Genomic DNA, 13,012 nt, shown 5'->3' with positions numbered 1-13,012 from the left:
TCCTGGTTTACTGCTGTCCCTGGTAATTCTTTAAGACCCGGCTCTCTTTGGGCGAGAGGTCGGCCGGGGCGTCGACGCTGCGGGCCCGCTCGGCCATGTCCCTCAGCTTTTGGCTAGCAGTTTCGCGGCCATGCAAAATGGCCTCGTTGCGCTGCGGGGTTTTGCCCTTAATGCGCATAGTGGTCTCCTGACCGCTAAACACATCCTTAGAAAGCTGTTCGGCTTTCTCGGCAGCCTTTTCTAGATCAACGCCGCCCTGAGTGCTTTCGCCGCTGAGCGGGTTGTAGGACTGGCGGTTGGGTCCGGCTTGATAGGCTTCGGCTTCTGGTGTGGCGGCAGCTAGGGCTGGAGCCATCGGCATTAGGCTGACCCCTAGCCATAGGGCAAGCTGCAGTAGGCCAATCAGGGCCAGCCGACTCAGGGAGCTTTTTAGGTTAGATAGATGAGATTTCATAGGATCACGAAAATGCACGGTGGGCAAATTACTAAGGAATGGATGGGGGCAGGCTGATTACGCGCCTCGGGGCTGACCTTCTGTGGTGGCAATTTCGCCGACTTCCATTAGCTGCTTGAAGCGGGCTAGCTCGTCACCAATCTGCTGCTCGGGTTCTTCGCCGAAGAGTTTTGCGATCGCAGCCGTCAGCGCTCCACCCGGCGGGCTGTACTCCATCACCACTTTGACCTCGGTGCCACGATTGCCAGTGGCAGGCTGGAAGCGAACAAAGCCAGAATTTTCGATGTCAGCACCGTCTAGAGAGCGCCAAGCGATCAGATGGTCGGGTTCGTCGGTGACGACCTCGGCATCCCACTCCACTCGGTTGTCTAGAGGAGCCTTGCTGACCCAGTGGGAGCGGTTGCCATCGAGCACCGTTACCGATTCCAGGTGGCGCATAAATCGGGGCAGGTTTTCGAAGTTGTGCCAGAAATTGTAGAGTTCTGAGGCAGGGCGATTGATGGTCACCGTCTTTTCAACCCGGATGGCCTTGTCTATGCCCACGGCTTCTTCAACCTGTTTTAGGGTGCTTTTGTTGCTAGCGCCCTGATATACCAGCCCGCCCCCGGCTAGGGCCGTCAAAACCCCGCGCAGAGACCGCTGCTGCAGGCCCATCAACACCATCGCTCCGCCACCAATCACGGAAGCCCATCGCTCCAGATCGCCTGGCTGCTGGTCTGCCTCGGTCCGCGTACTCATGGTATTTTCCATAAAATCCTTGCGTTCTCAATGCGTCACGTCTTGCTGCTCAACCTGTCTAATAAGTCCGTTATCAAGGTCTTTATCGGCGACCTCTAGACATATAGGCAGGGATGAATACTCTTGCTGTCAGCCTAAAATCTCAATTTCCCGGTTACTTCGGTCGAAAGGCAGAGACCGCAGGTGAACTTTGGTGGGTCTGAATATGGCAGCGATCTTTCAGAAGGCTTTTATAGAAGAAAAAAATCCCTACAGAAGTCTGTGGTCAGGAAAGAGAATTCGAGATTACGATGGAGTTTTGGGCATTGAGCACAGGGCCATGACTGTCACGCCGACCACTCCTGAATCTGCAATCCTCACAGACGCTGCTGGGCCTGTTTCTCAGACGCCGCTGCTGGGACAATCTTTGGAGGCGCTGACGGAGTGGGTGCGATCGCAAAACCAGCCCACCTTTAGAGCCAAGCAGCTACACGACTGGCTCTATTACAAGGGCATTCACTCCCTAGCAGAAGTTACGGTCTTCTCAAAAGCTTGGCGAGAGCAAATTGCCGATGTGCCGGTGGGTCGCGCCCAAATCCATCACCGCTCAGAAGCTCCCGACGGTACAGTCAAATATTTGCTGAAGCTGGCCGATGGTCACATCATCGAGACAGTTGGCATGCCTTCGCCCCGACGGCTAACGGTGTGCGTGTCTTCCCAGGTGGGCTGCCCGATGGCCTGCGACTTCTGTGCCACAGGCAAAGGCGGCTTTCTGCGAAACCTAGCCACCCACGAAATTGTGGATCAGGTGCTGACGGTGCAGGAAGACTTTGATCAACGGGTTAGCCATATCGTCTTCATGGGTATGGGCGAACCTCTGCTAAATAGTGACAACGTGGTTGCCGCCATTCGCTGCCTCAATCAGGACGTTGGCATCAGTCAGCGCACCATAACCCTCTCTACAGTCGGCATTCCAGGCCGCATCCGGCGACTAGCGGCAGAACAGCTCCAGGTTACGCTGGCCGTCAGCCTGCACGCCTCTAACCAAGCCCTACGAACGAAGCTAATCCCCAGCGCCCAGGCTTACCCCCTAGAGGGGCTCCTGGAAGAATGCCGCGACTACGTCAAGCAGACAGGGCGGCGCGTGTCCTTTGAGTACATTTTGCTAGCCGAACTTAACGACACCCCCGAACACGCTTTGGAACTGGCCCGTCATCTGCGCGGCTTTCAGAGCCACGTCAACCTGATTCCCTACAACCCTATCAGCGAAGTAGATTACCAGCGCCCCAGCGAAAGCCGCATTCGGGCCTTCGTCAAAGCCCTAGAGGATCAGCACATCGCTGTCAGCGTTCGCTATTCTCGTGGGCTAGAAAAAGACGCTGCTTGCGGCCAATTGAGAGCCTCAAAAGTGGCTGGGTAACAATCAAGTTGGTACCTGGAGTTGGTACCTGGGTTTATCAGGGTAAGCAATGTGGAACCACAACACCCACTACCATAGCTATCTATTGCACCGAATTCCTAAAAGAGTTGACCGTGCGTTGGATGTCGGTTGCGGTCTAGGTCATTTTGCTCGGAAGCTAGCAGAGCAATGCGACTTTGTGGATGCCTTGGATGTTGACGATGCTACCCTCACAGGGGCCTCCACTATTAACTGTTCTCCTAATATTGCTTACTTAAAAGCTGACTTTCTGACAGCGGACTTACCTGAGGCAGCCTACGACGTAATTGTGTCAATTGCTGCTGTACATCACATGGATATGGAAGCGGCTTTGAAGAAGATGAAGCTGCTGTTGCGCCCTTCTGGAAAGCTGTTAATTCTTGGGCTTTATCGAGAGAAAACCCTCGTTGACTATGCTTACAGTCTCGCCTCTATTCCGCTTAACTTTTTGTTTTTGCAATGGCATCGGGCATCAATCACCGGGTCAACTGCGATCGCACCCACTCGGCCTGCTCGGCTAACGGTTGAGCAGATTAAAGTGGTTGCAGGCACTGTTGTTCCTGGATTTTGTTTCAAAAGGCATCTGCTCTGGCGTTATTCGCTGGTCTGGCAAAAACCTTGTTAAAGGTGATTGAATGCCTACAGCCTGTATACTCCGTGAGGCATTAAACATCTAAAAAACTCGCTGCTTGAATCTGCCCTAGGGAAAAGGAAGGTAAGCGTTTGCTGCCTTAGGGTGTAAGTAATTAACTTACCTAGCAGGAGTGAATATGGTAACTAGCCAGCAGAAACGAGGCGTTGGCTTCTTTTCCAATGCCCAAACGGTTGAGAAAGCTTGCCAGGAGCTACAGTCGTCCGGGTTCTCCATGGACAAGGTTTCCGTGATTGGCAAGGATGCTCAGCAGGGAGCCGACGTTAGCGGGGCTACGGCCCATGACCGAGTTGGTGAAGACAAAATCAAGCCCGCAGCGACCGCTGTTGCCGATACGGTTAGCAACAGCGCCGCTGGAGTGGTTCTATTTGGTCTGACTAGCCTAGTCATCCCGGGCCTGGGGCCGATCTTGGCAGCAGGATCTCTAGTAGGCGCGTTGTCTGCGACTGCCGCTGCAACCGGAGTCAGCGCCGTAGCTTCAAATAATCTCTATCAGGCGCTCTCATCTTTAGGTATTCCTGAAGACAAGGCCAGCGACTATGGCGATGCGCTATTGGCCGGGCAGTACCTGGTGATTGTCGAAGGCTCTGAAGATGAGCTGAACCAGGCTACGCAGGCCTTGAGCCAGTATGAGATCAAGGATTGGAGCGTCTATTAATTAGGCAATTTAGTCCGCTAATCCAGGCGTAAAAGCAAGAAAATAGGACGCAGGCGTTTGCGTCCTATTAGAGCGAGATGTCTAAGTCTGGAGGGGTGCCCTGCAGCGGCACCCCTAAGGCTATTAGTCTTCCTCGTGGTGGGCAAACCGGCGAAAGAGGAAGTCTAGTGCAAAGTTGCGTAGCTCGTAGTAGCGTGGGTCTTCCATGATGCGGGCGCGGTTGCGGGGCCGGGGGAAGGGCACCTCTACGATTTCGCCGATTTTGGCAGATGGGCCGTTGGTCATCATCACGATTCGGTCCGCTAGAAAGAGAGCTTCATCGATATCGTGGGTGATCATCAAGACGGTGGCTCGGTGGCTTCGCCAGATATTGAGCAGCTCTTCCTGTAGCTCTTCTTTGGTGATGGCATCGAGTGCGCCGAAGGGTTCGTCTAGGATCAGCACCTGGGGGCGAATGGCTAGGGCGCGTGCGATCGCAACTCGCTGCTTCATCCCACCAGAGAGTTCGCTGGGCCGCTTTTTGGCCGCCTCGGTCAGCCCCACCATCGCCAGGTGCTCATTGACGATGTCTACCCGCTGCGCCCGAGACAGGTTGGGGTTAGCCGACTCCACTGCCAGATACACGTTCTCAAAGGCGGTCTTCCAGGGCAGCAGAGAGTAGTTTTGGAACACCATCATGCGATCTAGACCAGGGCGCACTACGGGTTCATGCTTCAGATAAATGTCGCCCACGGTCGGCTGGTTAAAGCCTGCCACCATGTTGAGCAGCGTGGTTTTGCCGCAGCCAGAGTGGCCAATTAGGCAGACAAATTCGCCTTCTTTTACCGTCAGGTTGATGTCTTCTAGAACGGTGTAGGGGCCCTTTGAGGTGGGGTATACCTTGGAGACCTGCTTAATTTGCAGAAAGTCTGCCTGCATCTCAGGTGCCGGGGTTGTCTGGGGAGTGAGGGTTTGCATAGCGATCGCAACGAGCTCTCTAAAGTGGCAATTTGAGCAGATTGTGGGTGAGCTTGCCCACCCAACGGGGCTTAGCGGGAAGACAGCGTTTCCGCTGGGGGCTGAAGCAAAATTTCCTCAACCTGAACCGGGCGACGGCCCAGGGTTAGGCGCTCCAGGTAGCCCAACGGATCGTCGGGGTTAAAGACCACCCCATCAAACAGGGCAAAGGGCTCACGGTCGGCCTCTAGATCGGGCCAGCCCAGCTGCCGCGCTGCTTCACCAAAGAGATCCACGCGCCGCACCCGCTCCAGAATTTCAATCCAGTTTTTGGGGAAGGGGGTGATGCCCCAGCGAGCTAGCTGAGTGAGAATCCACAGCCCTTCACTACGGCCTGGGCAAGTAGATCTGTCGACGTAGAACTGGTTAAACCGCAGCATGCTAGCGGGCGGCTCGTCGAGGCTCCAGCGGTAGGGGTCGATAAAGCCGGGGCGCGTGTAGGCTGGGTCTGAGCCGACATATTCGGGGCGGCAGATTAGCTCCAGCACGCTCTCCCGGTTGCGGCGGTCGTCGCAGTATTCACAGGCTTCCATCAGGGCCTTGACCAGAGCCAGGTGGGTTTCGGGGTGCTGGTTGACCCAGTCTTCCCGCACGCCCAAGACTTTCTCGGGGTGCCCGGCCCACAGATCTAGGTCGGTAGCCATGACCACGCCCTGCCCTTCGCTGACAGCCCGCGAGTTCCAGGGTTCGCCGACGCAGTAGCCGTCAATTGTGCCTGCCTTGAGGGTCGAGAACATCTGGGCCGGGGGAATCACGGTCAGGCTCACATCACTATCGGGATCGATGCCGCCGGAGGCCAGCCAGTAGCGCAGCATCAGGTTGTGCATCGAGGCGGGGTGAACCATGCCCAGCGTATGGACCTTGTCTGGGGTCTGGCTCAAGATGGCCTTAAAGTCAGCCAAAGAGCGCACGCCCTGGTCATAGAGGCGGCGAGAGAAGGTAATGGCGTTGCCGTTGCGGCTTAGTACTAGGGCGGTGATAATCGGCAGCGGGGCTTTGCCGCCCATGCCCAGGGTCATGCCCAGGGGCATACCAGCCACCATCTGGGCTCCATCTAGGCGGCCAGCAGCTACGCCATCGGCAATTGCCTGCCAGCTCGGCTCGCGCGACAGGGTGACTTCTTCCAGGCCGTATTTCTTGAAAAAGCCTTTTTCCTGAGCCACAACCAGGGGCGCGCAATCGGTCAGGGGAATAAAGCCAATATCAAGATTAACTTTTTCTAGACCGTGGCGGGCAACTGCAACCGTGGGCTTGGCCTGCCGCTGCTTAGATCGCTTCTGCTGGTTGAGGAAGTAAATAATCTCGTTGCGCAGGGCGTAGTAGCGAGGATGGTTGACCACCTCCATGCGGTGGCGAGGTCGGGGAATCGGTACTTCGAGGATTTGACCGATGCGGGCTTCGGGGCCGTTGGTCAGCATCACTACCCGATCGGAGAGCAGCAGCGCCTCATCCACATCGTGGGTCACCATGATGGCTGTGACCTGGCTTTCTTGGCAAATCTGCATTAGCTGTTCCTGCAGGTTGCCCCGCGTCAGCGCATCGAGTGCGCCAAAGGGTTCATCTAGCAGCAGTAGCTTGGGCCGGATAGCGAGGGCACGTGCGATCGCAACCCGCTGCTTCATCCCCCCCGACAGTTCATGGGGGTATTTGTCTGCCGCGCGTTTCAGCCCCACCATATTGATGTGGTGCTCAATGATGCTGCGCTGCTCACCCTTGGGCAGATTTCCTAGCGCCGACTCGACGCCTAGGGCCACGTTCTGACGCACCGTTTTCCAGGGCAGCAGAGAGTAGTTTTGAAACACCACCATGCGGTCAGGGCCAGGGCGACGCACTTCCCGCCCCTCTAAAATGACGCCGCCTGTACTGGGCTTGTCTAGCCCTGCAATGATATTAAGCAGCGTAGACTTACCGCAGCCGGAGTGGCCGATGAGGGAGACAAACTCACCCTGGCGCACCTTTAGCTCAATGTTCTTCAGCGCAATATACTGACCGCCATCCGGCAGGTTAAAGACTTTATCGACGTGATCGACTTCGACGAAAACTGACATGGCTTTTTGAGGAATGAGGGTGAGGAGCGGGGGAGACCTGGGAACGCGGGGAAAATCGAGAAGGAGGAGAACTTGAAGGTGTCTCCCGCTACCCGCGTCTCTTCTGCCTTCTACTGCTGAGAGCCCTTAACAACTCGGTTCCCAACGAGGGTCATGAGCTTGTCTAACAGAAGTCCTACTAGGCCGACGTAGACCAGGGCCAAAATGATTTCGCTGATGAGAGAGCTGTTCCAGGCATCCCAGATGAAGAAGCCGATACCGACGCCGCCAATCAGCATTTCAGCGGCAACGATGGCTAGCCAGGAGAGACCGACGCCGATCCGTAGGCCGGTAAAGACATAGGGGACTGTGGCCGGAAAAAGTACGTCTGTAAAGTACTTGGTGCGAGAAAGCTGCAGCACCTGGGCAACGTTTTTATAATCCTGGGGGATTTGGTGAACGCCGACAGCGGTGTTGATGATGATGGGCCAAATGGCGGTGATGAAGATAACGAAGATAGCGGAAGGCTCACTATCTTGAAACGCCGCTAGAGAAATCGGTAGCCAGGCCAGCGGCGGCACTGTCCGCAGCACCTGGAAGATCGGGTCGAGGGCGTCGTAGATCAGGCGGCTGCTGCCAATGATCATGCCGGTGGCAATGCCAACCACAGCAGATAGGGAGAAGCCAATAGCGACTCGCTTGAGGCTCGCCAAGATCTGCCAGAAGAGTCCTTTGTCGGTGCCGCCGTTGTCAAAGAAAGGGTCGATAATCAGCGGCCAGGTTTCCTGCAGAACGCGGATGGGACCGGGCAGGTTGGCGTCGGGGCTGAGGGTGAGCAGCTCCCAAATGGCGAGAAAGAGAAACAGTGCGATCGCAGAGGTCAGCCAGCGTTTCGATCCCTGAAGCAGTTTCAAAACAAGCGGTGGGGCAGAACGGGTGCGCGGGCGACGGTAAGAAGAAGAAGCCATATCAGTATCGAAGTAGGTGAAGACAACAAGCGTTAATCGGAGTCAGAGAAAGAGCAGGTTGAGCCAGAGCTTATTGAGATATCGAGATGGGCTTCAGGCTAAACCTGCTCAGACCAGGTAACCTTCGGTGCGTCGGTGTCTTTTTAGACAGTCAGGCTCCGACGAAACAGCTAATTTCTCTAGACCTGAACCTTTTTAATCTCAAGGCTCTTGAGATAGCCCATCGGATCTTCTGGATCAAAGCTGACCCCGTCAAAGAACGTCTCAACGCCTCGCGAGGTGCTGGCCGGAATGGCGGCCTCTTGACCAAGCGCCTTGGCAGCTTCGCGCCAAATATCTTCTCGGTTCACCTGGTCTACCAGGGCTGTAATGTCTTCATCGGGGCTGAGATACCCCCACCGAATATTCTCAGTGAGGAACCACAGGTCATGGCTCTTGAAGGGATAGGAGGCAGCCCGATCCCAGTAGGTCTGCATCAGGGTGGTGTCTTCTAGGGTACGGCCATTGCCGAAGTCGAAAATACCCTTAGAACGGTCCAAAATGTCGGCGACGGGCACCTTGAACCACTCCCGCTTAGCTAAGATGTCGCACATTTCTTCCTTGTTTTCCATCTGGTCGCACCAGATTTGGGCCTCCTGCACCGCCATTGTGAGTGCTTTGGCGGCATTGGGGTTTTGATCTACCCAGTCGGCCCGCATGGCAAACGCCTTCTCAGGGTGATCGCGCCAGAGTTCGCCAGTGGTCAGGGCGTTGTAGCCTACGTTCTGGTTAACGGTTTGCAGCGGCCAGGGTTCGCCCACACAGAACGCTTCCATCGCCCCAACCTTAACGTTGGCAACCATCTGAGGCGGGGGTACAGTAATTGTTGAAACGTCGGTATCGGGGTTAATGCCGCCTGCTGCCAGCCAGTAGCGAAGCCACATATCGTGGGTGCCGCCGGGGAAGGTCATTGCTACCTTGATGTCCCGGCCGCTTGACTTCTGCTGGGCAAAGGCTGCCTTGAGCGGTGTACTGTCGAGGGAAACGTTGACGTCTTTATAGGTATTGGCAATTTGAATGCCTTGGCCGTTAACGTTGAGGCGGGCCAGAATGTACATCGGTACGGGCTTGCCGTCGGTCACCTTGCCGCTGCTGATCAGGTAAGGCATGGGCGTGAGAATGTGCGCCCCATCAATGCCGCCGCCGCCCGAGCCTAGCACCAGGTTGTCGCGGGTAGCGCCCCAAGAAGCCTGCTTCTCAACCGTGGTTTCGGGCATGCCATATTTGGCAAACAGTCCCTTCTCCCTAGCAATAATCAGAGGAGCGGCATCGGTCAGGGCAATGAATCCGAGCTTAGCCCCGGTGACTTCTGGCGTATCAGCTGCCGCTACTGGACCCGGTGCAGCCGTTGAGGCACTGGTGTCTGCCTGGCCAGATCCGCCCTGATTGTTAGAGCTACAGGCATGCAGGAACAGGGTTGCAGCGGTGGTTGCCCCAGCAGTAACGATGAATTTGCGGCGAGACAGGTTAGACATAGTTCAGTAGAGTCCTTTGAATGAAACTGCGTGGATTGAACTAGGAATGCATCCGGGGTGCATTTTGGGGTGAGCCAAAAGCAACGAAGATAGAACAGGGCAACGGGGGTTAAGGGCTGGCTTAAATAATTTGCTGTCTGGCTGATAACAGAATTTACTGATATTAAATCTGTAAATTCTTACGTTGGTTGTTATCAATTAAACAATGCAGGTTGACGGGGAAATATCAGCCATTGCTCACAGGAAAAACTCGAAGCTCTTCTAGAAGCCTCAGAAGATTTGACCTTTTCTGTATTTAAATTTACAAAATAGATCGCTTCTTCAAATTACGGAGCGGTCTTGAGGTATTTTTTGCCTGGAGCATTGAGCTAGTAATACCTTGCTTAAAACTCCCTGCCTTAGCGATAAGGCTAAAGAGGCAGTCAACCTCAAAACAAAAACCTGGACTTTAAAAACTCCGAAAGTATCTATGCTTGCAAATTGCTGTCTTAACTAAAGTGCTGGTTGCGATGCATATCAATTTATGAATAGAAAAGGTGAGGTTTTGTAAATCTAGTCACATTATCTTAAGAGGCGATGCGAAAAGGGGATTCTGACTATGCACTAACTGCATTTTTGTTGGGATAAATGGCAAAATGCCACACTCAAATTGCGATCGCATCCACTAAATCTCGCCCAGCAAGTCCTGCCGTAGAGTCGGGGCTTTGGCGATGCGTAGGATGCCTTACATTCCGGTAAAGTTGAGAGAGATTGGGCTATTTTCTGCGCTGGCAAAGGTGCTCTGATGGTTGATTTTCAGGCCTTTCTAGAAAAGCTGTACTGGAAATACCGGGATGTGAATGAGGGCAAAGTTGCCTCTTACATTCCTGAACTGGCCAAGGCCAACTCAGACTCGTTTGCCATTTGCGCCGTTACCCGCGATGGACGGGTCTTTCAGGCAGGCGATGTAGACCAGAAGTTCACGATTCAATCTATCTCAAAGGTTTTTGTCTATGGACTGGCGCTAGAAGAGCACGGGCGGGAGCGCTTGCTGCAAAAGGTAGGTGTGGAGCCAACCGGAGACCCGTTTAACTCCTTAATTCGGCTGGATGAGGACTCAAAACGCCCCGATAATCCGATGGTGAATGCGGGTGCGATCGCAACTACTAGCCTGATCAAGGGTGATGGCCCCACCGAGCGGCTCAACCGCCTGCTGACTCTGTTTCAGCGGTATGTGGGGCACGAAGTTTTTATTGATGTGCCGGTGTTTGTGTCTGAGCGTTCGACCGGGCACCGCAATCGGGCAATGGCCCACCTCATGCTCAACTTCGGCATGATTGACCAGAAAGTAGACGAAGCCCTGGACCTGTATTTCCAGCAGTGTGCCATTCTTGTGACTTGCCGCGACCTGGCGGTGATGGCGGCTACCCTAGCCAATCAGGGCGAAAACCCGCTGACCGGAGAGCAGGCCCTCCATCCTGAGTATGTGCGAGATGTCCTCAGCATTATGTACACCTGCGGCATGTACAACTTTGCTGGAGAATGGGCTTATCGGGTGGGCATTCCGGCAAAGAGCGGTGTTTCTGGAGGAATTTTAGCCGTGGTGCCCAATCAGGTTGGCATTGCGGTCTTTTCACCACTGCTAGATGGGCACGGCAACAGTGTCCGCGGCCTGCGCGTGTTTGAGGAGTTATCTCAAGAGTTTGGCCTGCATCTGATGGATCTGTCGATGGGCCGCTGCCGGTTTGAGGCAGCAATTCGAGACAGCTCAGAATTGACGGCATCTTAGTGCGTGCTTGCTTCTCGTGGAGGGCAAACTGCGGCAGTTTTTATAGGCGTGCTCTCTCTAGAGATTGCCGCGCTTTGCTCGCAATGACGAGGTCTTCCATAGCTTTGGGCCTGTTGATTTGGCAGAGAGCGCCCGGTGCTTAATCTGTGAAGTCTTGATCTCTAGCTGCAAGATCTTGATCTGGCAGGCCAAACAGTGCTGACAAAATCTGGGTTTGAGCTTCCGGCATTTGCCCGTAGGTGAAGGCATAGGGAATGCCCTCCGGCAGGTCAGCCCGGAACTGCTCAAAGGCATAGGGGCTGCCGTAGATGACCACCCCCTGTAGACACTCAGCCTCTAGCAGGGCACGGAACCAGGCATCGGCAATCTCAGTGAGACTAGCAGAGCCTCGAAAGGGGTTGCCGCGAATGAAGAGTTGCAGCAGGCTGGGTCGCAGAGAGGCTGGATCGGGAAACTGGCAGCAGCCTTGGCTATCAATCAGCTTGAGCCGATAGCCGTACTGCTGGGGCAATGCGATCGCACTGGCCGTCCGTCCTAAGAAAGGGCAGTTCACGCCATCTTCCACAACCACAATGTTGTCTTGCCCAGGCTCATCTGAGCTGTTTAACCCAGTCAAATCGAGGCGGCCCTGCACTGTGGCAGATTCGCGCAGGATGGCAACCGCTGCTTGACGGGAAGACGGCTGGGCCAGCAGATCCAGCTGGATCGGTGGCGGCGGCAAATGCTCCCAAGCATGGCCAGATGCTGGCGGCAGACCCAGCGGTGAGGTGGCCTTTTGCTTAGCTCGCCATAGGCGCTCTACTGAGGCCAAAATTCGCTCCTCAGAAATGCGACCAACGGCCACGGCTTCGCAGACAGCATTGATTGCGCCCTCAGGGTCAACCGGCATTAGCAGAATGTCGGCTCCGGCTTCGACGGCCAGCACAGCGGCTTCGTAGGGGCCGTAGGTCCGGGTGATGGCTCCCATGATCAGCGCATCGGTGACAATCAGCCCGTCAAAGCCAAGATCTTGCCGTAGGGTATCGGTCAGTGTGGCCCGAGAGAGCGTGGTTGGGTATTGGGCATCGAGCGCGGGTACCTGCAGGTGGGCCGTCATGACGGTATCAACCCCGGCTGCGATCGCAGCTCGAAAAGGCTCAAGCTCAACCTGCTCCAACCGCTGCCGATCATGGGGAATCAGCGGCAGCGCCAGGTGAGAATCAACGGCAGTATCGCCATGTCCTGGAAAATGCTTGGCGGCCGTCAGCACCGGCTGGCGCTTGGCCCCGCGAATAAAGGCGCGGGTAAGATCACAAACCAGCTGCGATGACCGACCGAAGGCGCGCACGTTGATCACCGGGTTGGCCGGGTTGTTGTTGACATCTACTACCGGAGCCAGCACCCAGTTCAGCCCAATCGCCAGCGCTTCCTGGGCTGTCACGGCACCGAACTGCTCGGCCAGCTCTAGCGCCCGAGGTAAGTCTTGCTGGGCGATGGCCTCTAGCGCCATGGGCGGCGGAAACCAGGTGGCCCCACTGAAGCGCTGGCCCACCCCCTCTTCAATATCAGCCGCCATCAGCAGCGGAATGGCCGATAGCGACTGCAGAGTTTGCGATCGCACTCCCACCTCTGCCGCACTGCCCCCCAGCAAAATTACGCCGCCTACCCCCAACTGCAGGTAGCGGTGCAGCTGCGCCTGAGTGGCTTCCCAAGCCGGGTAGCGAATTTCGTGGTCAAACAGATGGCCGGTAGTGCGAACAACTACCATCTGCGCCACCTGCTCAGCCAGCGATAGGCTTTCGGCAGGGGGCAGAATTGAGGGGGTCAGCGTGCTAACCAAG

Annotated in this window: 11 protein-coding genes; 4 read left to right on the top strand and 7 right to left on the bottom strand. The window is 55.6% G+C overall.

Annotation, left to right across the window (positions count from 1 at the left end; genetic code table 11):
* Positions 1 to 7: 7 nt before the first annotated feature.
* Positions 8 to 454 (bottom strand): hypothetical protein, encoded by a 447-nt coding sequence (locus H6G13_RS08015; RefSeq protein WP_190482607.1) that lies wholly within the window; start codon positions 452 to 454, stop codon positions 8 to 10.
* A 57-nt stretch (positions 455 to 511) separates the two neighbouring features.
* A complete protein-coding gene (locus tag H6G13_RS08010) occupies positions 512 to 1,192 on the bottom strand; it encodes an SRPBCC family protein (protein ID WP_199305762.1) in 681 nt (226 codons plus the stop codon).
* Positions 1,193 to 1,511: 319 nt separating this feature from the next.
* On the opposite strand from H6G13_RS08010, the gene rlmN reads away from it, so the two are divergent.
* The 3 genes from rlmN (at position 1,512) to H6G13_RS07995 (ending at position 3,919) form a co-directional block, all read left to right on the top strand.
* Positions 1,512 to 2,591, top strand: a complete 1,080-nt coding sequence (rlmN, locus tag H6G13_RS08005; protein WP_190482605.1) for a 23S rRNA (adenine(2503)-C(2))-methyltransferase RlmN — start codon at positions 1,512 to 1,514, stop codon at positions 2,589 to 2,591.
* 49 nt (positions 2,592 to 2,640) lie between these two features.
* A complete protein-coding gene (locus H6G13_RS08000; protein WP_190482604.1) occupies positions 2,641 to 3,234 on the top strand; it encodes a class I SAM-dependent methyltransferase in 594 nt (197 codons plus the stop codon).
* 145 nt (positions 3,235 to 3,379) lie between these two features.
* Positions 3,380 to 3,919 (top strand): general stress protein, encoded by a 540-nt coding sequence (locus H6G13_RS07995; protein WP_190482603.1) that lies wholly within the window; start codon positions 3,380 to 3,382, stop codon positions 3,917 to 3,919.
* Between the two features lie 123 nt (positions 3,920 to 4,042).
* Here H6G13_RS07995 and H6G13_RS07990 read toward each other — a convergent pair whose 3' ends face one another.
* From H6G13_RS07990 to H6G13_RS07975, 4 genes are all read right to left on the bottom strand, one after another.
* Positions 4,043 to 4,876 (bottom strand): nitrate ABC transporter ATP-binding protein, encoded by an 834-nt coding sequence (locus H6G13_RS07990; protein WP_190482602.1) that lies wholly within the window; start codon positions 4,874 to 4,876, stop codon positions 4,043 to 4,045.
* A 71-nt stretch (positions 4,877 to 4,947) separates the two neighbouring features.
* The gene (locus tag H6G13_RS07985; RefSeq protein ID WP_190482601.1) at positions 4,948 to 6,963 is read right to left on the bottom strand and encodes a nitrate ABC transporter ATP-binding protein; all 2,016 of its coding nucleotides are present in this window, start codon (positions 6,961 to 6,963) and stop codon (positions 4,948 to 4,950) included.
* A gap of 110 nt (positions 6,964 to 7,073) precedes the next feature.
* The gene (ntrB, locus tag H6G13_RS07980) at positions 7,074 to 7,910 is read right to left on the bottom strand and encodes a nitrate ABC transporter permease (RefSeq protein WP_190482600.1); all 837 of its coding nucleotides are present in this window, start codon (positions 7,908 to 7,910) and stop codon (positions 7,074 to 7,076) included.
* A gap of 179 nt (positions 7,911 to 8,089) precedes the next feature.
* Positions 8,090 to 9,424 carry a CmpA/NrtA family ABC transporter substrate-binding protein gene (locus H6G13_RS07975; RefSeq protein WP_190482599.1) on the bottom strand — a complete coding sequence of 445 codons (1,335 nt, stop codon included), beginning with the start codon at positions 9,422 to 9,424 and terminating at the stop codon, positions 8,090 to 8,092.
* Positions 9,425 to 10,208: 784 nt separating this feature from the next.
* Between H6G13_RS07975 and glsA the strand changes: the two genes are divergently transcribed.
* On the top strand, positions 10,209 to 11,192 hold the full coding sequence (glsA, locus tag H6G13_RS07970) for a glutaminase A (protein WP_190482598.1): 984 nt from the start codon (positions 10,209 to 10,211) through the stop codon (positions 11,190 to 11,192).
* A 139-nt stretch (positions 11,193 to 11,331) separates the two neighbouring features.
* On the opposite strand, the gene H6G13_RS07965 is transcribed toward glsA, so the two are convergent.
* Positions 11,332 to 13,011 (bottom strand): glycoside hydrolase family 3 N-terminal domain-containing protein, encoded by a 1,680-nt coding sequence (locus H6G13_RS07965; protein WP_277882484.1) that lies wholly within the window; start codon positions 13,009 to 13,011, stop codon positions 11,332 to 11,334.
* Position 13,012: the final 1 nt, after the last annotated feature.

The organism is Pseudanabaena sp. FACHB-2040 (genome assembly GCF_014696715.1).
Lineage (GTDB): Bacteria > Cyanobacteriota > Cyanobacteriia > Phormidesmidales > Phormidesmidaceae > JACVSF01.
This window is presented reverse-complemented; position numbering and strand designations above follow the sequence as displayed.

Excerpts from the sequence above, each read along its gene's own strand:
- H6G13_RS07990 (WP_190482602.1), bottom strand. The coding sequence starts at position 4,876 with ATGCAAACCCTCACTCCCCAGACAACCCCGGCACCTGAGATGCAGGCA.
- H6G13_RS08000 (WP_190482604.1), top strand. The coding sequence starts at position 2,641 with ATGTGGAACCACAACACCCACTACCATAGCTATCTATTGCACCGAATT.
- glsA (WP_190482598.1), top strand. The coding sequence starts at position 10,209 with ATGGTTGATTTTCAGGCCTTTCTAGAAAAGCTGTACTGGAAATACCGG.
- rlmN (WP_190482605.1), top strand. The coding sequence starts at position 1,512 with ATGACTGTCACGCCGACCACTCCTGAATCTGCAATCCTCACAGACGCT.
- H6G13_RS07985 (WP_190482601.1), bottom strand. The coding sequence starts at position 6,963 with ATGTCAGTTTTCGTCGAAGTCGATCACGTCGATAAAGTCTTTAACCTG.
- H6G13_RS07995 (WP_190482603.1), top strand. The coding sequence starts at position 3,380 with ATGGTAACTAGCCAGCAGAAACGAGGCGTTGGCTTCTTTTCCAATGCC.
- H6G13_RS08010 (WP_199305762.1), bottom strand. The coding sequence starts at position 1,192 with ATGAGTACGCGGACCGAGGCAGACCAGCAGCCAGGCGATCTGGAGCGA.
- ntrB (WP_190482600.1), bottom strand. The coding sequence starts at position 7,910 with ATGGCTTCTTCTTCTTACCGTCGCCCGCGCACCCGTTCTGCCCCACCG.
- H6G13_RS08015 (WP_190482607.1), bottom strand. The coding sequence starts at position 454 with ATGAAATCTCATCTATCTAACCTAAAAAGCTCCCTGAGTCGGCTGGCC.
- H6G13_RS07975 (WP_190482599.1), bottom strand. The coding sequence starts at position 9,424 with ATGTCTAACCTGTCTCGCCGCAAATTCATCGTTACTGCTGGGGCAACC.